This window comes from Luteolibacter algae (assembly GCF_042683045.1).
In the GTDB taxonomy this organism is placed as follows: domain Bacteria; phylum Verrucomicrobiota; class Verrucomicrobiia; order Verrucomicrobiales; family Akkermansiaceae; genus Luteolibacter; species Luteolibacter algae.
In genome coordinates this window covers 378,596-398,239 of record NZ_JBHUIT010000003.1, presented here as the reverse complement: position 1 = coordinate 398,239, position 19,644 = coordinate 378,596, and the positions used below count along the sequence as shown (strand labels likewise).

The 19,644-nt window shown below is 55.3% G+C and carries 16 protein-coding genes; 7 read left to right on the top strand and 9 right to left on the bottom strand.

Translation table 11 applies throughout. The features are described 5' to 3' along the window. The 4 genes from ACFSSA_RS05895 to ACFSSA_RS05880 all read right to left on the bottom strand — a co-directional run bounded on the left by ACFSSA_RS05895 (position 1) and on the right by ACFSSA_RS05880 (position 3,708). Positions 1 to 960: a hypothetical protein gene (locus ACFSSA_RS05895; RefSeq protein ID WP_386819222.1), complete on the bottom strand. Its 960-nt coding sequence runs from the start codon at positions 958 to 960 to the stop codon at positions 1 to 3. 134 nt (positions 961 to 1,094) lie between these two features. Then, the gene (locus ACFSSA_RS05890) at positions 1,095 to 1,604 is read right to left on the bottom strand and encodes a hypothetical protein (protein ID WP_386819221.1); all 510 of its coding nucleotides are present in this window, start codon (positions 1,602 to 1,604) and stop codon (positions 1,095 to 1,097) included. Between the two features lie 53 nt (positions 1,605 to 1,657). After that, entirely contained in the window at positions 1,658 to 2,479 is an 822-nt protein-coding gene (locus tag ACFSSA_RS05885; protein ID WP_386819219.1) for a DNA alkylation repair protein, read from the bottom strand. Beyond that, entirely contained in the window at positions 2,476 to 3,708 is a 1,233-nt protein-coding gene (locus ACFSSA_RS05880; protein ID WP_386819217.1) for an LL-diaminopimelate aminotransferase, read from the bottom strand. Before ACFSSA_RS05880 ends, ACFSSA_RS05885 begins: the two co-directional genes overlap by 4 nt. A 260-nt stretch (positions 3,709 to 3,968) precedes the next feature. Here ACFSSA_RS05880 and ACFSSA_RS05875 point away from each other — a divergent pair, with 260 nt between their 5' ends. Both ACFSSA_RS05875 and ACFSSA_RS05870 read left to right on the top strand, forming a co-directional pair. Further along, entirely contained in the window at positions 3,969 to 5,366 is a 1,398-nt protein-coding gene (locus ACFSSA_RS05875; RefSeq protein WP_386819215.1) for a class I adenylate-forming enzyme family protein, read from the top strand. A 6-nt stretch (positions 5,367 to 5,372) separates the two neighbouring features. Next, a complete protein-coding gene (locus ACFSSA_RS05870) occupies positions 5,373 to 6,653 on the top strand; it encodes an NAD(P)/FAD-dependent oxidoreductase (protein ID WP_386819213.1) in 1,281 nt (426 codons plus the stop codon). 4 nt (positions 6,654 to 6,657) lie between these two features. Here ACFSSA_RS05870 and ACFSSA_RS05865 read toward each other — a convergent pair whose 3' ends face one another. Continuing rightward, positions 6,658 to 7,296: a LolA family protein gene (locus tag ACFSSA_RS05865; RefSeq protein WP_386819211.1), complete on the bottom strand. Its 639-nt coding sequence runs from the start codon at positions 7,294 to 7,296 to the stop codon at positions 6,658 to 6,660. A gap of 80 nt (positions 7,297 to 7,376) precedes the next feature. Here ACFSSA_RS05865 and ACFSSA_RS05860 point away from each other — a divergent pair, with 80 nt between their 5' ends. Beyond that, complete coding sequence (locus ACFSSA_RS05860; RefSeq protein WP_386819209.1) at positions 7,377 to 9,770, top strand: efflux RND transporter permease subunit; 2,394 nt, start codon at positions 7,377 to 7,379, stop codon at positions 9,768 to 9,770. Here ACFSSA_RS05860 and ACFSSA_RS05855 read toward each other — a convergent pair. Beyond that, positions 9,740 to 11,353, bottom strand: a complete 1,614-nt coding sequence (locus tag ACFSSA_RS05855; protein WP_386819207.1) for an NAD(P)/FAD-dependent oxidoreductase — start codon at positions 11,351 to 11,353, stop codon at positions 9,740 to 9,742. The genes ACFSSA_RS05860 and ACFSSA_RS05855 overlap by 31 nt on opposite strands. A gap of 59 nt (positions 11,354 to 11,412) precedes the next feature. Between ACFSSA_RS05855 and ACFSSA_RS05850 the strand changes: the two genes are divergently transcribed. Together ACFSSA_RS05850 and ACFSSA_RS05845 are read left to right on the top strand one after the other, a co-directional pair. Beyond that, complete coding sequence (locus tag ACFSSA_RS05850) at positions 11,413 to 12,372, top strand: LpxL/LpxP family acyltransferase (RefSeq protein ID WP_386819205.1); 960 nt, start codon at positions 11,413 to 11,415, stop codon at positions 12,370 to 12,372. 4 nt (positions 12,373 to 12,376) lie between these two features. Further along, positions 12,377 to 13,129, top strand: a complete 753-nt coding sequence (locus ACFSSA_RS05845) for a polysaccharide deacetylase family protein (RefSeq protein WP_386819203.1) — start codon at positions 12,377 to 12,379, stop codon at positions 13,127 to 13,129. On the opposite strand, the gene ACFSSA_RS05840 is transcribed toward ACFSSA_RS05845, so the two are convergent. From ACFSSA_RS05840 to ACFSSA_RS05830, 3 genes are all read right to left on the bottom strand, one after another. Next, positions 13,101 to 13,766: a class I SAM-dependent methyltransferase gene (locus ACFSSA_RS05840; RefSeq protein WP_386819202.1), complete on the bottom strand. Its 666-nt coding sequence runs from the start codon at positions 13,764 to 13,766 to the stop codon at positions 13,101 to 13,103. The two genes, ACFSSA_RS05845 and ACFSSA_RS05840, sit on opposite strands and share 29 nt — an antisense overlap. After that, entirely contained in the window at positions 13,741 to 14,541 is an 801-nt protein-coding gene (locus tag ACFSSA_RS05835) for a glycosyltransferase family 2 protein (RefSeq protein WP_386819200.1), read from the bottom strand. Before ACFSSA_RS05835 ends, ACFSSA_RS05840 begins: the two co-directional genes overlap by 26 nt. A gap of 76 nt (positions 14,542 to 14,617) precedes the next feature. Then, on the bottom strand, positions 14,618 to 15,412 hold the full coding sequence (locus tag ACFSSA_RS05830; RefSeq protein WP_386819197.1) for a lysophospholipid acyltransferase family protein: 795 nt from the start codon (positions 15,410 to 15,412) through the stop codon (positions 14,618 to 14,620). A 100-nt stretch (positions 15,413 to 15,512) separates the two neighbouring features. Between ACFSSA_RS05830 and ACFSSA_RS05825 the strand changes: the two genes are divergently transcribed. Then, on the top strand, positions 15,513 to 15,935 hold the full coding sequence (locus ACFSSA_RS05825) for a 3-hydroxyacyl-ACP dehydratase FabZ family protein (RefSeq protein ID WP_386819195.1): 423 nt from the start codon (positions 15,513 to 15,515) through the stop codon (positions 15,933 to 15,935). A gap of 12 nt (positions 15,936 to 15,947) precedes the next feature. Beyond that, complete coding sequence (locus ACFSSA_RS05820) at positions 15,948 to 19,619, top strand: hydantoinase B/oxoprolinase family protein (RefSeq protein WP_386819193.1); 3,672 nt, start codon at positions 15,948 to 15,950, stop codon at positions 19,617 to 19,619. Positions 19,620 to 19,644: the final 25 nt, after the last annotated feature.

Genomic DNA, 19,644 nt, shown 5'->3' with positions numbered 1-19,644 from the left:
TTAAAAGGATTGGTCAAAGATCTCGTCCGTGACGATCCAGTTTTCAGCCAGCACGCGGCTTATAATAAATTGACTGGAGTCTTTGTCCGGGCTGGTGGAGATCTCCAGCGTGATGTTGCGGGATGTCTCGGCAGTGGAAAATATGGTCCGTAAGGCAATGTCCTGTGGCGTGTGGGCCTTCACATACGCGTAGACCGCATCCGGGGTATCGGGGGTGAGCAATTTGTAGGAATGCCAGACAGAATCGTCGGAAAATTCGCCGTTGTAATAATTGAACTTGGAGGCCAGCACCCGCACCATCGCCTTATCTGTTTTGTGGGAGAGAATATCCTCCCAGGAATGGCTTGTATGGCGGACGAAAGAATCGAAATCAATTTTCCATTTCCCATCCGGTTGCTGGAAAATTTGCGCAAGCCGCTCGTGAGGTTCTCCATCAGTGGCAGATCTTATATGGACTTCCTCGACAAGGGTTTCGCCCACGAATCTGCTTCCCAGCCATTTGATCGAGCTGACTTTGCCTTCATGTTCACGCACTTTGCGGAATTCTGCGAGAGCCGAGGCAGGAGTCGATCGATCGCCCAGGCGGTAGTAGTTGGCCAATGTTTCCTCATCGCGGGCCAGTAATGCGGCAGAAACGAGTTTTTCCGCCGCATACATCCCAAGCGATTCAATTTCGACCTCTTCCTCGTCGCCAGCAGACGGTTTTTCCTTGGCGAAGGCCTGATGGATCGTGGCCGGAAATTCACCGCTGGTATCCGTGGACGCGCCTCTGGAACTTTTGACATAGCTGCTTACGAAAAGTCCGATGATTCCCACGCTGAGCAGGAAAAGACTGCCGGGCAGGATGAGCGCCGTTTTAGGCGTTTTTTCCGCCGCCTCTTCCCGGGTGGTGCGATAGGCTCTGCGGTATCCGCGGGTGGGGGAACTATTGCTCTTGCTCTGGGTTTTCGAGGGGTCCACACGAGTATTTCATAAGCCCGGAAAAGCCTAGGTGAAATGAAGTATGGTGGCAGTAGCGTCACTTGGGCACGCGTCGAGCGCTAGGTCAGTGTGCCCGCAGGCGCTCCGCGAATGGAATATGGGATCGCGCCTCATCAGCGAGGAACAAGCGTGACGCGGTAGGGATCATAATGATCATCCGGGCGGAACAACCAACCTGGATTTCTGTCCACGAGCTTGTAGTCGGTAATGCGGAAGATCGGGAGAAACTGGTTGCTGTTGGGATCGTAGCCCTCCTCACCGGTATAGTTTCCGTAGATGCGATACTCGTAGTTGTTGTCGAATCCGTAGCTGGAGCTCGCCGGTCCGCTTTCCGAAAGGCGGTCAGGGGCCTTCTTGCGGTCTTCCTTGAAGAGGACAAGCTTTGCGGAGTTTGCGGATTGGCGAGGTTTACGGAGATATCCCCAGAATCGGGTTTTCTTCACATAGTAGCGTCGGCCGTAGAAGAAATCTCCGGTCGGCTCGCTGGCGATCGCTGCGTCGCGGGCTTCCTGCGTGGGGCCGCTCATATTGGCGGGACCGAATTTGTAGCCGTTTGAAGAGCTGGCACACTGGCAGAGGAAAAAGCAAAATCCCGACAACAAAGCCCATTTCAATTTCAACATCAGCGGGTTTTGCCATGCGGGGAGACTTCCGGCAAGTGCGGAGAAGGCGGATCTCAGGAAGTTTTCGAAAGTGTGCGGAGCGCACGTTTCACAATGTAGGCGGTTTCCGGCGAAGGTGAGTCTTTTTCCCACCTGTCACACAGAGTCTTCACACTTACGGGGGCTGATTTGCTGGCATCGTTCAGCCAGTTCCCGACGGAATCCCGAACGTATTTCGAACTATCTGACCGTAATGGTTCCAGAAGTTCGAAGCCTTGTTCGGGATATTCTTTGAGAGCCGGAATATGACTGCACCATACCCCACGGGGGCGGGTGAGCTCTGAGGCAAAACGCCTGATCGAGGGATCCGGGTCGGTCACAAAGCCTGACAAAAGGCTCAGCGCTTGCTCCAGGTTTCCCGGAATCTCAGCCCGGAGCGCCAGCCAGGCGATTTCACGGGTCGACATGTTCCTGTCTGCCGCGAAGGGGCGGATCTGTGTCAGCTTTTCCGGAAGTGAGAGAGTTTTGCTAAAGCCAATCAGATAGGCACCCCAAGAGCGGACGATGTCCGATGGGCTGGAGAGCAACGCCTGCGAGCTGCGAAGAGCGGAAGATTTTTGTGGAAAAGCCGCTGCGAGATACTTGCCGACCAGAGCTAGTTTCTTGGGAGCGGTTTGGGGAGTCAGCTTCCGGAAATCACTGCGAAGTCCGGGCAAAAGCCTGCTCCAGACATGTTCCGGAAAGATTTTCTCCGCGAGGGCGAGTTGATCGACGACCAGCCACTCACAGAGATTGACGGTTTCTATGACGCCGTCATTGAGCAAACCCAGGACATTCTCAGGCACCGAGGCGGTGTTTCGCGCCCCGGTGCGATTGAGAATCTCCTTTGGAATCATGCGATGAGCGCTTTGAGTCGATTGCAGACCTCCTCGACGTTTTCACGCGAATTGAAGGCGGAAATGCGGAAATAGCCTTCCCCTGCGGAGCCGAAGCCGGAGCCTGGAGTGACGACGACCTGGGCCTCGTGGAGCATTTTATCGAACATTTCCCATGAGCTGACACCCGCCGGGCAGCCGACCCATACGTAAGGTGCGTTTTCGCCGCCATAGACTTCGAGTCCAAGGGAAAGGCAGGCTTCACGGAAAAGCTTGGCGTTGCCCATGTAGTGGCTGATGAGCTCGGAAACCTGCTTTTTGCCTTCTTCCGAGAAAACTGCTGCCGCGCCCTTCTGGACCGGGTAGGAGGCGCCGTTGAATTTGGTGGAGTGGCGGCGGGACCAGAGCTGATGGATGGAGATATCGCTACCGTCTTCGGCTTTGCCTGTCAGGCCTTTCGGGATGATGGTGTATGCGCAGCGGACGCCGGTAAATCCACCGTTCTTGGAGAAAGAGCGGAACTCGATCGCGCAATCCTTGGCTCCTTCGATTTCATAAATGGAGTGTGGGATTTCCGGATCCTGGATGAATGCCTCGTAGGCTGCATCGAAAAGGATGATGGCGTTGTTTTCCTTGGCGTATTTCACCCAGGCTGTGAGTTGCTCACGGGTTGCGACAGCTCCTGTCGGGTTGTTCGGGAAGCAAAGGTAGATGAGATCTGCCTTCTGCGTGGGCACGTCTGCGACGAAATTGTTTTCCGCGGTGCACGGCATGTAAAGAAGTCCGGCATAGGCGCCTTTGTCATCCGCATCGCCGGTGTTGCCAGCCATGACATTGGTGTCGACGTATACCGGATAGACGGGATCGGTGATGGCAATGGTGTTTCCTTTGCCAAAGATATCGAGAATATTGCCGGTATCGCACTTTGAGCCATCGGAGATGAAGACTTCGTCCGCAGAAATCCCAAGATTGGAAAACTGGTTGTCCACGATCGCCTGGCGAAGGAATTCGTAGCCTTGCTCTGGACCGTAACCTTTGAATGTGGAGCGCTCTCCTTGTTCATCCACAGCCACGTGCATAGCATCGCGGACAGCGGATGGGAGAGGCTCGGTGACATCACCGATTCCGCAGCGGATGATTCGTGCCGCTTTGTCTGGGGCGGATTCTGTATAGGCTTTCACGCGGCGTGCGATTTCCGGGAAGAGGTAGCCGGCTTTTAGCTTGAGGAAGTTTGAATTGATCGTTGCCATGCCGCATGGTGTAGGCGCGGGAGCGGGGCGGGGCAAGCGTGAGATTGGGAAAATCTATCCCGGAGGGCTTCTTACTCCCGCGGATTCACGCCGGAAGTATCATGGATTGTCATCGGGGAATTGCTTGGGTATTTTTCGCGGCATGTTCTCCTGCGTCCTTCTGTTGTTCCTCTTGCTCCTGTCACACGGAATGATTTTGGGCGGTGGCTCTTTTAGCTTCAACCAAGCGGCGAACAGCAAATAATTGGCGAAAGCGACTTGTGAATATTGTAGAGGAAATCAGAAAGCGCGATCACGGGCCGCGGATCGCGGTGCGTTGCGCGGGAGGTGGCGGGATATCCTTCGATGCCTTGTTCCGCGCGGTGGGAGAAATCCGTGAAATGATCCGCAGCCAGGAAAATTTCCATAAGTCCGCAGTTCCTCGGGTAGGAGTGATTTTCCCGAATGGTGCCGGGTATATTGCGGTGGCATTGGCTGTGTTGGAGGCGGGGGCATGTTTTGTCCCGATTCCCGATGAGTTGACCGAAGCCGAGCGGAAGACCCTGATGACCGGCACCGCATTGGATTTCGTGATCGAGGCCGGAGACTCCGGTTTCGCGCTGCCGCTGGGTCTGGGTCATGCGGCAATTTATGTTCCGCATCAGGTTGCCCCGGAATTCCCGGTGGATAGGTTTGAGGCTCTGAATCCCGCATTCATAAGGTTTAGCTCAGGGACCACAGGTGCGTCAAAAGGTGTGGTGCTTTCCCATGAATCGTTGATGGCACGAATAACTGCCGCCAACGAAGGCCTGGAGCTTCAGCCCGGCGATAAAGTGCTGTGGACTCTTCCAATGGCCCATCATTTTGCTGTGACCATCGTGCTCTATCTGTTTCATGGCGTGACAACAGTGCTGGAACCCTCGAACCGGCCGGACCTGGTTTTCCGCGCCGCGAGGGACTCCCGGACAAATCTTCTCTACGGAAGCCCGTTCCATTTCGCACAACTTGCCCAATGTGCGGAAGCGGAGCCATTGCCGGATCTACGGATGGCGATTTCCACGGCATCCGCTCTGACAGCGGAGGTCGCCGAGGGATTTAAAAGAAAATTCCATCTCCCGGTCACACAGGCTCTCGGAATTATTGAGCTGGGCCTGCCTTTGCTGAACAAAGCGCACGCTGCGGATATTCCCCTGGCATTGGGACAGCCGCTTCCGGCATTTGAAGTGGCTACCGGTGAGACGGGCGAGCTGTTGATCAGGGGGCCGGGAATGTTCGATGCGTATCTGAATCCCTGGCAGCCTCGGGAAGAGGTATTACAGGCTGGCTGGTTTGCCACGGGAGACCTCGTGAAAATTTCCAGCGACCGCACGGTGACGATGTTTGGCCGATGCAAAAGTGTGATCAATATCGGTGGAATGAAGGTATTTCCCGAGGAGATCGAGGCTGTGTTAAACACTCATCCCGCAGTGCTTGGCTCAAAGGTTTTTGCGGCGGATCACGCCACTCTGGGGGCTTTTCCATGTGCTGAAATCCTACTCCACGGAGGCTGCGAGCTGCCCCGGCTCCGCGAGTTGCGAAGTTTTTGTTTGGAAAAACTCGCTTCCTACAAAGTTCCGATGCAATTCAGGGCGGTCGAGTCGATTGAAAGAACCGCGAGTGGAAAAATAAAACGGCATTGAAATTTTATGGCGATACCTGACATCTCTGTGGCAATCATCGGTGCCGGGCCGGCTGGCTGCACGATGGCATGCCTGCTGGCAATGCGCGGCATTCGGACAACGGTGTTCGATGATGACAAGCGCCCCGGACTTCTCGTCGGCGAGTCGCTGGTGCCGGCTGTGATTCCCACGCTGCGGAAGCTGGGTATCGAAGAGCGTGTGAGGGAATTCTCAGTGGAAAAGCCCGGTGCTTCGTTTTTTCACGGCAGTGGCTCGCGTCTGCATTTCAGCTTTGCGGATCGTGGGAAAAAAGCCCCTGCCTACGCGTTCAATGTCCCGCGCCCACAGTTTGATAATCTGTTGCGAGAGCGGGCAACAGAGCTTGGGGTGAAGTTCATCGGAAAACGTGCGGAAGTGGTGAAATCAATGGCTCCGGATCGCGAGCTGGAACTAGCGGCCGCGTCGCGGGAGCTTGCCGGATACTCGTCGGCTGAGCATCCTGACTGGTTGATTGATGGCACTGGCAGGTCCCGTCTCTTCGCACGGACGTTAGGGCTTCCCGCGCGGAAGGGGACGAGAAAAGATGTGGCTTACTTCGCTCACTTTGAGAATTTCACCCATGATGAAGTTCCATCCGGACAAATCATCATCTCTGTGCTGGAGCATGGCTGGTCGTGGCGGATTCCCCTGAAGGACCGGCTTTCAGTCGGTATAGTGATCGACAAGGAGGCGGCAAAAAGGCTGGGAGATACCGCTGTGGAGCGGTTGGAAAACGCGATTAGGAGCGAGCCTTTACTCTCTGAAAAAGGCAAGAATGCGCAGCGGGTTTCCGAGGTGATGACCTATACCAATTACCAGCTCATCAGTGAGCAGGGCTATGGGAAGGGCTGGATTATGATGGGCGATGCCTTTGGCTTTGTGGATCCAATGCTCTCTCCGGGGCTTTTCATGGCGTTGGAATCGGCAAATTTGCTCGATTCACTGGTTTTTTCCAACGGCAATCCGGAGCCAGCCACGATGAAGCGCTACTGCCGCGATTTGAAGCATTGGCATAGTTCCTGGCAGGAGCTGATCGAGTATTTCTACGATGGGCGTATCCTCCAGATGTATGAAGCGGGCAGCAAGCTGGCGGCTGGAAAATGGGCGCTGAATCCGGCAAAGATCATGGAGCGGCATATGAGCCGGGTAATCGCAAGTATGGCAGCCGGAGTGGGGACCCGGTCCGGCTACCATCGCGGCCTTCTCAGACATAGCTCGAAGCATCTGATTTGGGGCGTGGAGGATCAGGCATTCTATGCGGTGCGGTAGCGGCTTACTCCCACGTGTAGGCCTCCCGCTTCACCTCGAAGACTCCCTTTGGCAATGGTTTATTGATCACCGGGGGGAAGAACTCCGTGATAACGATGGTGCCGTCCTTTTGCGTCCATTCGATGCGCTCCAGAAACGCGGACCGGGTGTTGATCTGCATGACCATGGATTCGAGCGCACGTTTGACCCGGCCTTTCGGGCTAAGACTGACGATGAAGTGGTGGCCTACCGAGTTGGTCCCGCTTACCGAAAAATTTTCCAACATGCGGTCCAGTGAGGCTCCTTCGCCGATGCCGAGCATCATCAGAAGAGGCTTTGCCCGACGGTCATCGGGCTCCAGCTCGACTGCGCTTTTCCTGGTCTCATCCATGAGAAAAACCTTCGAGCCATCATAGATTGCGCTTTGCACCAGTGGCTTACCCAGCTCCCAGCGGAAACTTTTCCCGGGAATCATCCAGAGATGGCCTTGTTGGCGGATCTCATCTGTCAGTGCGGGGATTTTTTTTGTCTGCCGCAAGTCGACGCTGACGGTTTTGTGCTTTGCCTGGTTTTCCAGCGCGGTGCGCAGTGGAGTCAGCTCATCGGCGAAAGCTTGGCATATACCGAGAGCGAATGATAAAATGCAGAGAAAACGGAAGCGCATGGCCTTTCCTACACGAGTTCCCCCGCGGTCTCAACCCACGAAAGTATTGCGGAACCCTGTCGGAAACGTAGCGTGGCGAGGTGCTCAGAAAGCTTTCATTCATAGTCGCCTTACTGATTGTCGTCGGGGTCTCGATCGCCGGATTGCTGCGGCTGAGGTTCGAGACTGATATTTTGGAGGTTCTGCCAAAGAATATGCCGAGTGTCGAAGCTCTGAAAATTTCGCAAAAGCACTTCGGCAATGACCAACAGGTGATCCTGCTGCTACAAAGTTACGATGAGGAAATTTTCGAGGAGGATGTGGCGGACTTTGTCGAATACCTGAGAGAAAAGCTGGCTCCTGCAAAGGTGTTGTACAAGGCGGAGCTGGAGGAGGATCCCACAGGATTTGCCCGCTCGCTGGCGGATATATGGCGCTATGCCCAGCCCACCGATATGGAAAGTCTTTTGGCGAGAGCCGGGACCGAGGAAGGACTGAAGAATCATTTGGATCGCGTGAAAGCAGAAATTCGGACTTCCTTTGACCAGCAGGAAACGACCATGGCGGCTTATGATCCTCTGGGTTTCCTGATGCATCCTGCCATCCATCAACTTTTGGGCGGAAGCTTCAGCTTTCAATCGGAGGATGGAAAATCGCAGATGGTGATCATCCAGAGCAGGACGCCAACGAACGATTACAAAAAGCATGCCCTGTGGCTGGAGGAGATCCGCCAGGCTTCCGATAACTGGCCCGGTCTGGAGGATTACGGACTCACCTACAATCTTACCGGCGGACCGGTTTTCAACGCGGAAATCGGCGCGGGAATGGAAGATGATATGTCCGGCACGATCATGCTGACATCGATCGCCGTGGGGATTCTGTTTTTGCTAATCCAGCGGCATCCCGGGCAGTTGGTATTCATTTCGCTGCTGCTGGGACTCTCATTTTTGATCACTCTGGGAATCGGAGGGTGGCTGTTCGGAACGCTGAATCTCGTCAGCGTAGGCTTTGCCGCGATTCTACTCGGGCTGGTGATTGATTATGCGGTGGTGATAGCTAGGGAATCGGCCGGTTGCATTTCGACAGCTAAAGCGCTGCGCAGGGAAATGGCTCCGAGCATTTTATGGGCGGCGCTCACGACTGCCATCGTATTTGGTCTTTTGACGTTCAGCACGTTCAATGGGGTGCGGCAGTTGGGAGGATTGATTGTGATCGGATTGCTGAGCGGAGCCGGAGTGATGCTGGTTTTCACCCCTATGTTTCTCCAGAGATTCCCGTGTAGAGCATCGCGGACATTTGTAAGGGCCCCTTTCGTGGGAGCGGGAACCGCCCGCATCCTGATCGGTTTGTGCATGGCCGCAGCCTTGGCGGTTTTCCTCACCAAGGGTGAGCCGGAAGTTAGTTTCAACTTCTCGATGGTAGAGCCGGGCAGCAGTGAAGCGGCGGCGACTTTCGATAAAATCCAAGAGCAGTTTCCCGCATGGTCGGATCGGAATCTACAGCTTATCGCCCGTGCGGACTCCGCGAAGCAATTGCGCGAAGTCGCGGAGCAAGCACAGGGCGAAATGGAAAAACTGCATGCGCAAGGTATCCTGAAAAGCTACCAATGGCCGGTGGATCTGATACGTGATCGGGAGCCGGATAGTAATGCCGTAGCGCTTTCAGGGATTGTCGGAAAACGTGACGAAATCCTCAAAATAATCCGGGAAAACGGCTTTAGTGAAAAGGGCACGGCTCTGGACGAACAAGTATTGGTGGAGCTGGCGAAGACGCCCAAGAGCGATCTGATCAGTCCGCTGGCAAAGCATTTTTACAATCACGATGCATCCGGGAATTACTATTTATCTGGTAGTGTTTTGTCCGCAGAGGACGTGACTGTCGAAAATATCGGGAAGCTTGATGCATTGGCCAGAGATCACTGGAATATCACAGGCTGGGCGGTGATCCAGGCGAAGATCCTTCCCTCGGTGAAGCGGGACTTTTACGTCATTTTTTTGCCGGCCACAGGGCTGCTGCTGCTCGCTTTATTGGTGGTGTTCCGCTCTTTGCGTGACACGGTCATCAGTATTGTTGTGCTGCTGACTGTGCTCGCATTGATCAACGCCTTTGTGGTGGTGAGCGGGCAATCTTGGAATTTCCTAAGCGGGATGGCTATTCCGTTAATCGTGGGAACGGGTATCGATTATAGCATCCATTTGATCTTCGCGCTGCGCCGTAGCGGTGGAGATTTCAACAAAGTCTGGAACTGCGTGGGGAAGGCGATTTGCTTCTGCGGTGGCTCCACGGCGATAGGTTTCGGATCTCTGCTCTTCGCATCGAATGAGATGCTCCGCAGCATGGGACAACTCTGCAGTATGGGCGTTTTGCTAACGACTTTTTTGAGCGTGGTTCTGGTGCCTGGATTATGGAAACGGAAAAGCATGGAGGCCCCATCCGGCTCCACGGAACCCGATGGGGCTGGAACTCATGCGGCGCTTCCCGAGGTGGACGCATAGGGTAGCGGTGAGTTCATGGAATGCTCGGGCAGCTTTTTTGTGGCAGGGGTGAAAAGGTATTTCAGCTCCAGTCTGAGCCAGATCTTGATGCCTTTCGTGATGAGCTTGAAGCTTGAGGGGTCCGGGTTGAAGCTGCCGAGAATGAGATAACTTTCATCCAGATTTTTGTCGCCGTAGACCTCGGCAGTGATTTTCTTTTTCGCGATTTTTACGAGTCGACGGTTGTAAAGTGCCATGAAGACCGCGAAGGCATGCCCGATTGCTCCAGAATATGGCATTTCCTCGAATTCCACATCCTCATTGGTGTAAACACCGCGCACGGGGCCGATAAAGTAGGTGCCTACATCCATGAGGAAGGCGGCATACATGAGCTCGGCATCACCGAGATACCAGTATTTGTCTTTGTAGAGAGCGTTGAACCAATCGAAGTAGCTACGTTTGAACTCTTTGTTGCGTTTGGCGATTCCCTCTTTCACGCACTTGCCGCTGTAGTAATTGCGCAGCAATGTGTAGGAGGAATACACGGTGTGGGAGCAGTAATCGAGGCCCTGGCTATAGAGTGGATCCATGAAACCGCAGGCGTCGCCGACAGTGGTCCAACCTTCGCCGGCGACTTCCTCGGACCAGTAGGCGAGATCCTTGTAATAGCAATTATCGCCTTCCACGGGGATGGCATTTTCAAACATGACCTTGCCGACAGGATGCTTCAGAATGTGGGTTTTGAGCCGCTCCGCCATCGAGCCATCCGTCGGCGGTGTGAAAAGGCGCGAGTCCCATGTCAGCCCGACACTGACTTCGCCGCTATCAAGCGGGATGATCCAGCACCACCAGCCAAAGCCCATCAGGTGATTGGTGGCGGAGCCCCGCTGAGCGATGACTTTCGAGCTGAGTCCCTCCATTTTTGCGACTGCTTCATGGGAATCCAGGTAGCTGACATTGGTAAACCGTGTCCAGATCGCGGAAGTGGGGTGCTGGGTGGCGTTGGAATTCCAGGTTTTACGGAGTTTGGCGATTTTCGCAGCCTTTCCGGATGCATCGATCACCCAGGTGGCGGTCACTTCCCGGATCTCTCCGGATTCCGTTTTGAATGAGACTTTGTTTTTGCCAATTCCTCCGAGCTCAAGATCGCGGATTGTCGCGGGTCTTGCTAGCTCGCAGCCGAGATCGGTTGCCTCCTGGAGGATTTTTGAGTCCAGGGTGATACGGTTCAGCTGAAAAGTGGGTAAGCGGCCTTGAAAAGCTGGCCCCAGCTCCGTGGAGCGGCCCGGCGCGTTCTGGCCATCCTTGTGAAACCACATTCTCAGCCCGTGCTTTGCGACATGTTTCGCATTTAGATGCATGCCGATGCGGAGAATGCGAGTGAGGAAACAACCAGCCACTTCAGAGGTGCTCTCGCCAACTTTGCGGTTGAATTCTCCGCTGCGCTCGATGATGAGAATCCGCAAATCCTTGAACTGGCGTTTCAGCAACAATGCGGAGGACGAGCCGGAAAAAGCCCCACCGATAACGACTACATCGTAATCTGCTGAGCGATCGATGTTCCCGTCGATTGGCCGGGGATCCCGGTGATTCATCATTTGCATGGTTGATACGTTTTGAAATTACAGATACTCAGGCGTAGGCTCAGTCAGCCTGCCGCCAGATGACCGTAGATAAAAGCTCTGAAACCGACACAAATCAAGAGGCAGATGTGTCCCGCTTCGGCTTGTTCGGCGATTTTCCTACCCGGGTGATGTTTACCGCCCTGCGATTGACCCCGAAAATGCCTTATTTTCTCGAGGCCGGGTTGCTGTATCTTTGCGCATTCGTGATCTTTTTGCTCGCCCGACAGCAACGGAGCGCGATCCGTGGAAATCTGCGGGTCATCCATCCGGATCTCTCTTTGGCGGAAGGGTATGTGGGTGCGTTCAGGGTTTTCGTGAATTTCGGATGGACCTGTATCGACGGGATGCGGACCAGGCTCGGCCAAAAGGTGGTCAGCTGGGAGATTGATAATCTGGCGGTTTTCGAACAACTGCGGGAAACGCAAGGTGCGGCGCTGATTCTTACTACGCATACGGGAAATTATGATCTGGCGGCGGCATTGTTTTCTCCGAAGTTCGGGCGCGATCTCCATACGGTCCGTGCTCCGGAAAAATCGCCATATCTGCAGGAAATCCGGCGTCGGGACCTTGCCAAGGATACGAGCCGATACGAGCATTTCAAAGTCCATTACAATGCTTCCGAAAGCATGCTGGGGATCGAACTCGCGCGGCTTTTGATGGAGGGCGAGCTTGTGGCCATCCAGAGTGATCGGGTGATTGCCCAGGTCTCGGGATTGGAGGTTCCGTTGAAGGGACGAAAGGAAAAATTCCGTATCCCGAGAGGACCGATGACCCTGGCGACTATCTCAAAATGCCCGTGTTTTCCACTGCATGTGGTGCGTGCCGCGCATCGCCACTATCGTATTGTTTTCCAAGCTCCCCTAGAGGTTCTTCCCGGGAAAGTAGGTGCCCGTGTGAGGGAGATGGATTATGCGGAAGCGTGGGCGGCCTGTCTGATGCCGTTTCTGGAAAAACATTCGTCCGAGTGGTTTGTCTTTGAAAACGCTTTTACCGAATAAGGCAATGATTTGGTCCCTGCTATGGAGATGGTTGCTGATTCTGGTAGTGTTTGCCGGAGGGACGGTATTGGCGTTTGGCGGGAATTTCTGGATGGGTGTGAGTCTGCACATTTTCCTGGTCGGCTACCTTTTGAGTGGAACGCTCAATCCATCGTCGCGGCTCTTTGGGAAAGTGAGAACCCGTTGTGGGAGTGGGATTTGGCTGACGCTTGATGATGGCCCGGATCCGGATGATACCCCGATGGTTCTCGATCTTCTGGATCGCTATGGCGCGAAGGCGACTTTCTTTGTCATCGGGCAAAAAGCGGAAAAGTATCCGGATCTGATCCGCGAGATTCATCGCCGTGGTCATCAGCTTGGGAACCATAGCTGGAGCCACCCCAGAGCGTTTTTCTGGTGCCTTGGTCCTATCCGGACTTATCGGGAAATTGTGAAATGCCAGCGCACCATTGAGCGGATCACCGGAGCGGCGCCGACGGTGTTTCGGGCACCTGTGGGGCATTACAACGTTTTCGTTCATCCGGTTTTGAAACGGGAAAAACTGGAGCTCATTGGCTGGAGCAGCCGCGGTTTTGATGGGGTCGGGGCGGATTTCGAAAGCGTCCGGGAAAGGATTCGTGCCTCGGCCAATGACGGCTCAATCGTTCTGGCACATGAGGCAACACCGATCGCCGGAAAGGTGGTAACCGATATATTGGATCTTGCTCAGGAGCGTGGCTGGACTTGCTCTATTCCAGCCCACGGGTCGCTACAATGAGGTAGTTGTTGAAAGGGGTCTTCCCCCAGAATGGGCGGATATCGATCGCAAAGCGTTCGGCTGCGAGCGTCTTTTTGAAAAACTCGGCCGTCGGATAACGAACGGGAGCGGCCTTCATCCAAAATGTGCATTTCGCGAACATATCGGCGATCACCGTGGTATAGAAACGGGTGTTTTTTTCATACAAGCCGCTGCGGATAATGAGTTTTCCCCCGGGTGCCACCTTGCTTGCCGCTGCCCTAAGGAGTTGCTCTTGTTCCAGATCGGTAAAAAACTGGAGGATATCAAGAATGGTCACATCGCCCAGATGATCTGGTAAGCCGGCGCGGGCGTCACCCTGGCTGAGCGTGATATTCTGGTAGCCACCGCGTTGCAGCATTACCCGCCCTCCGGTAATCTTACCCGAATCGAAATCGAAACCGGTGACGGGATTTTTCCAGCCCCGCTCCCGCAAATACATCGAAAGAATTCCCAGTCCGCAGCCGATGTCCAGCAGTGGCAGCTCACTCGATACCAGCTCGGTATAAACCCCATCGTAGAGAGGATCCGTTTTCAGCTTGCAGGAGGTATAATTCGGCAGCCACAGGCCAGCGCAATGGGTCGAGATGCTCTTAGCGATTTTCGATCTGTCGGACATCGGAGTCGGAATCGTAGTTTTTTAAAGGGTTCGTGCCCCTGAAGGCAAGCACCGGAAGTCGCAGCAGGAAACCGAGGACCAATCGTATGTGCATGGAGGTGAGCAGTGCATTGTCCCGCAGATAGCGGAATTGGCTGATTCCTCCTTCCTCTCTGCTGAGATATTTGACGGGGGTCGGGAGATTGATCACCGGAAGACCTTTCCAGCACAGCCGCACCGCCACCTCGGGGTCGAAATCGAACCGCCGGGCAAAAAATGTTTGTGAAAAGACGCGCTGCAGAGGCTCAATCGGGTAAAGACGCATGCCGAAGAGCGAGTCATTGATTCCCCACCAGCAGGTTTCCAGATTTGCCCACCAATTGGAGATCTTGCGGCCGTTTACCCGCAGGGCCGGAGCCGTGGAGTCGAAAATCGGCACTCCTAGGACAAGCGCTTCGGGATGTGCATTTCCTGCTGCCATGAAGCGTGCGATATGTTTGGCCGGGTGCTGGCCATCGGCATCCATCGCCAGCACGTGAGTGAACCCTTCTTCTTGTGCGAGATTGATGCCGGCAAGAACAGCGGAGCCTTTGCCGCGGTTTTCCGGAAGACGGTGCACACGCAGGCGGACGGCACCGGTATATTGGCTTGCGAGCTCTTCGAGGTGCTCGTCGCTGCCATCGGTGCTGCCATCGATGATCACGAAAATATCCGCCCATTCCTGCATGACTCCGGTTAGTGTCCGGCGCAGCAAGGGGCCGGAATTGTAAGAAGGTATGAGGACGCAGGCTTTCATGAAAAATATGATGCGGAAATGGACAGATTCCGCCCGTTTATGCAATTACGAAACGTTCCCGCCGGAAAACACTGTGTCAGCCGAGTTCCTTACGGAAAAGCTCTTCGAGCCTCCGGGAAAAATCGCGGGTGCTTTCTCCTTCACCGATTTTCATCGGATCGCCGACACGGATGGTAACCGTAATGGGGAGCGGTGGTAATCGCCAGATCGGCCAGCCTTTTTGCAAATAGAGGCTGTTGGAACTAATGAAAACGGGCAGGACAGGAGCTTTCGACTGGCTTGCCAGAAGTGCCAGGCCGGGACGGAATCTGTTGAGAATCCCGCCTTTGTCTCGGTTGCGCGTGCGGGTGCCCTCTGGGAAAAAAAGTAGACGGCCATTGTTTTTCAACCGATCCAGGGCTGCATGTATCATCTCGAGCCGCGGAGTGTTGGGTAGAAAGCCTGCAAAAAGGGCCCCGTTTCTGAGCAGGGGATTGTTAAGTAGCTCGGCTTTCATGATGCAGCTCACGCGTAGAAAACGCCGGATCAACAGGGGTGCATCCCACAGGGCGGGATGATTACTGGCGATCAGGAGCGGGCCTGGCATATCGGCCTTCCCGATGAGTCCGGCATCATGAATCCGGATAATCCCTGCCCATTCCAGAATGCGCACGAACGAGGACAATGATTTCCCAATCACAAGTTGACCGAGGGTCCGGTGCTTTTCCCCGGGATTGAGCATGCTGCTGCATAGGCAGATGATCATCACGACCAGGACACCCAGCGGCCAGTAGAAGAGCATGAAGAGCATGGTCGCATAAAATCGCACCGCGAGCAGGAAGGACTTTCCTGGCTGCACGATAGGGATTTCTGATTCGGGATTTGAGTTCACAGATTTTCGAGGCAATCTACGGCTTCGTTTAGAGCCCCCTTGACGCTGTGGCAAAGGAGAAACCACATTTCTTCCAGTCACGCACATCCTGTTCCCATCCATGCCATACGATCAAGAATTACTAGCCCTTCCCCACGGACCGGGATTTCGTTTTTTGGAAAAGTTATCAGAACTGGAGCCAGGAGTCTCTGGCACCGGGACTTATACGATCACCGGAGAGGAGCCGTTCCTTGAAGGCCATTTCCCCGGAAATCCCATGTGGCCGGGGGTGATCATGATTGAAGCCATCGCCCAGCTGGGTGGTGTTATCGCCCAGTCGGATCCGGCGCATCCGGCTCTTGGGGACATGCGGCTGACCTCTGTGAAAAATGCCAAGATCACTGGAACCGCCTTTCCCGGCGGGACTTTGACTATCCGGGCAAGCGTCGAGGGCCGTATGGGCACGCTGGTCCAGATCAAGGGAACCGTTTCTGCTGATGATATGGTGATTGCTCAGGCAAGCGTGATGCTTAGCGGAAAATAGTCTCTTCCGGGAATGCGTTTGAATGATTTTCCTCGTGCGGATAGGTATTTACCCGCGATGGAGAATCTGGATGTATGGAAAGTGCGGGTAGACACCGGTGGGACTTTTACCGATGCGTGGGGACGATCTCCGGAAGGACGGGAGGTGCGCTGCAAGGTGCTTTCCGATGGCAGCTGGGTGGGAAAAATTGTGGGAAAGGATGCCGAAGGATTCAGCGAGATCGATGGCTTGGGGCAGATTGATCCGGCGGCACTGATCGGCCTGGATGCCGGCGAGCTGGGCGAAGTCCTGGCGGTGCATGGCCGGTGGGTGAAGTTTTCCGGAGAAGCTGCCACGGCGCAGGTGGTCTTGCGCTCCGGGGAAGAGGCGCCGGTATTGGCTGCAAGGTTTCTAACCGGGACGCCCGTCTCGCGAAAGCTACCGCGAATGGATTTCCGGGTGGCCACAACGCGGGGAACGAATGCTTTGCTGGAAGGAAAAGGAGCACGCTTGCTGTTGCTGGTGACACGCGGCTTTGCGGATCTTTTGGAAATACGGGATCAACGGAGAAAAGAGCTTTTTTCCTTATTGCAGCCGGATGAGGGAATTTTGGCGGAGCGGATCGTGGGTGTGAGAGGTAGGCTTTCCGCTGCAGGTGAAATCGTGGAAGCGCCGGATGAGGAAGAAATCAGAAGGATTGCCCGCGAGGCTTTGAATGATGGGTTGGAGGTCGCTGCGGTATCATTGCTGCATTCCTGGAAAGATGGAGAGATGGAGCAGTGCGTCGCCGGTTGGCTGCGTGAGGAAGGCTTCCGGGAAGTTAGAATTTCCTCGGATGCGCCGGTCATGCGCTACCTGCCGCGGACCGAAACAGTTGCCGCAGATGCGTGGCTGGCACCGGTGATGAACCAGTTTACCAATTCCGTGGTCGAGGCGATGGAATCCGGCGAGCCGTGGATGATGACCAGTGCGGGAGGACTTATGGAAGCTTCGCGCTTTGCTCCGAAGGATTCTCTGCTTTCCGGTCCAGCTGGCGGTCTGGTCGGCGCGGCGGCAGTGGCACGGGCTGCGGGTTTTCCGAAAATTCTGACCTTCGATATGGGCGGGACCAGCACGGATGTTGCAAGGATCGATGGTGACTTCCGCTACCGTTATGAGCAACTGATCGGCGATGCCAGGGTCCTGGCTCCAGCTTTACGTATGGAGACGGTGGCAGCTGGAGGCGGCTCAATATGCTCCTGGAGGCTCGGAAGGTTGGAGGTAGGACCGGAAAGCGCCGGGTCAATGCCGGGGCCCGCGTGTTATGGCCGCGGTGGCCCGCTAACCTTGACGGATGTGAATCTTTTGCTCGGGCTGATGGAAGTGGAAGGGGCAGGCATTCCGCTTGATCTCGCAGCTGCGGAAAAAGCCTTGGACGAGCTGGTTTCCGCGATGCGCGGGGACGGTGCAGAAGTGGAGGAGCGGATGGCTCTATTGCGTGGACTGCGCAAAATAGGAATTGAAAAAATGGCGATGGCGATCCGTGGGGTTTCACTCCGGGAAGGGCATTTGCCACAGGATTTTGTGCTGTTCGCGTTCGGAGGTGCAGGGCCTCAGCATGCATGTGATGTCGCAGAAGCTCTGGGCATCGAAAAGGTGCTCGTGCCGGGCGATGCGGGCCTGCTGAGCGCCTGGGGGCTGGAACGCGCACGTAGGCAAGAAGTTGCTCTAGTGCAGTTGCTCCGTCCGCTGGAGGAACTGCGACTTGATGAAATAAAATCAAATCTGGTAGCGCGTATCCAAAGCCTGCCGGAAGATGCGAGATCATTGAGATTTTTCCTGGAATTGAGGCTCGTTGGGCAGGGAGCGGGAATCGAGATCGAGCTCGTGGACGAGGATGCGACCGAACAGATCCTTGAGCGTTTCTCTGCCGAGTATGAGCTGCTTTACGGTTATCGTCCGGGGAGCGACAGGCAGGTGGAAGGTGTGAGCCTGCGGTTGGTCGCAGAGGAAATCGGAACGGCTTTCCGCAGGGAAGAATTTTCGGGAACAGCGGAATCCGGCCCGTTGATCCTTCAAGATAGATTCAGCACCTGCGTGTTGGGAAAAGGGTGGCAAATGACTCGCGGTGATGGCGGAACCCTTCTGTTGGAACAGAGCGGGCAAACCAAAGGTGCTGACAGCCCGGAGGATGCGGAGGTCCGCGCGGCGCTTTTCCGCAGCCGGTTTGAAAGTCTGGTTGGCGAGATGGGCGATCTGCTCCAACGCACGGCCGTTTCGACCAATGTGAAAGAACGAATGGATTTTTCCTGTGCGCTTTTGGATCGCGATGGACGTTTGGTGGTCAACGCGCCCCATGTGCCGGTGCATCTCGGCGCGCTCGGAGTCTGCGTGCGGGAAGTGGCAAAGAAAATCGAAATGCTGCCCGGTGATATCATTGTGACGAATCACCCGGGGAAGGGTGGCTCGCATCTACCGGATGTGACGATGATAGCTGCGGTTTTCGATCGGGAGGGGCAACGGATTGGCTACGTGGCGAACCGCGCCCACCATGCGGAAATCGGAGGAATGGCGCCAGGCTCGATGCCTGCCGGTGCTCGTTTCCTCGAAGAGGAGGGGGTAATCATCCCACCGATGAAATGGATCTCCGGCGGTGAGGTGTTCCGGGATGAAATGCGTGGGAAACTAAGCTCGGCGAGATTTCCCTCCCGCCGGGTGGAGGAAAATCTGGCTGATCTGGAGGCACAGGCGGCGGCAGTGAAAAATGGAGCCAGAGCACTGGAGCAGTTAGCCGCGGAGCAAGGCAGTGCAGTGGTTCTGGCAGAGATGCAGGCGGTCTTGGATGGATCGGAAAATTTGATGAGGCGCTTCCTGATGGAGGTGGGGGAATCGACCTTCGAGAGGGAAGAGTCCTTGGATGATGGTTGCAAGCTGAGGGTGAAAATCACAATTTCCGGTGGCGATCTATGCATCGATTTTGCCGGCACCAGTGGAGTTCACCCGGGTAATTTGAACGCAACTCCGGCGATCGTCCGCAGCGTTGTATTGTATGTTCTGCGGGTCTGGCTGGCGGTCGATCTGCCGCTCAATGAAGGGCTGTTGGCGGGGGTGGAGATCTTGATCCCGGAAGGTATGCTCAATCCGGGGTTCGAAGGTCTTGAAGGAGGCGGACCGGCTGTGGTGGGGGGGAATGTGGAGACCGGCCAGCGTCTCACCGATCTGCTATTGGCGGCGCTCGGGCTTTCCGCCCACGGACCGGGGACCATGAATAATTTCCTCTTCGGCAATGAGAAGGATGGTTACTACGAAACGATCGGTGGGGGGGCGGGAGCGACAGCCTCTGGAAATGGAAAAAGCGCCCGCCACGTGCACATGACGAACACGGCGATCACCGATGCCGAAGTGCTTGAACATCGCTTTCCGCTCAGATTATGGGAGTTTTCCGTGCGTCGCGGCTCGGGCGGAGAAGGAACTTTTGCCGGAGGAGATGGTTTGGTGCGCGAAGTGGAGTTCTTGGATAAAATGACGGTTTCGTTTCTCACAGAGCGGCGGAAAACGGCACCACAGGGAATGGGTGGTGGCGGAAAAGGCGTCTCGGGCACACAGGAGAGGATCTCTGTGAATGGGGAACGCGCGGAATTGCCTGGAAAAATGACAGCGGACTTTTTCGAAGGTGAGCGGGTAAGGATTGAAACACCCGGCGGCGGTGGATTCTCAGAAATCTGATCTTTAAAAGCCGGCCGCGAGCACA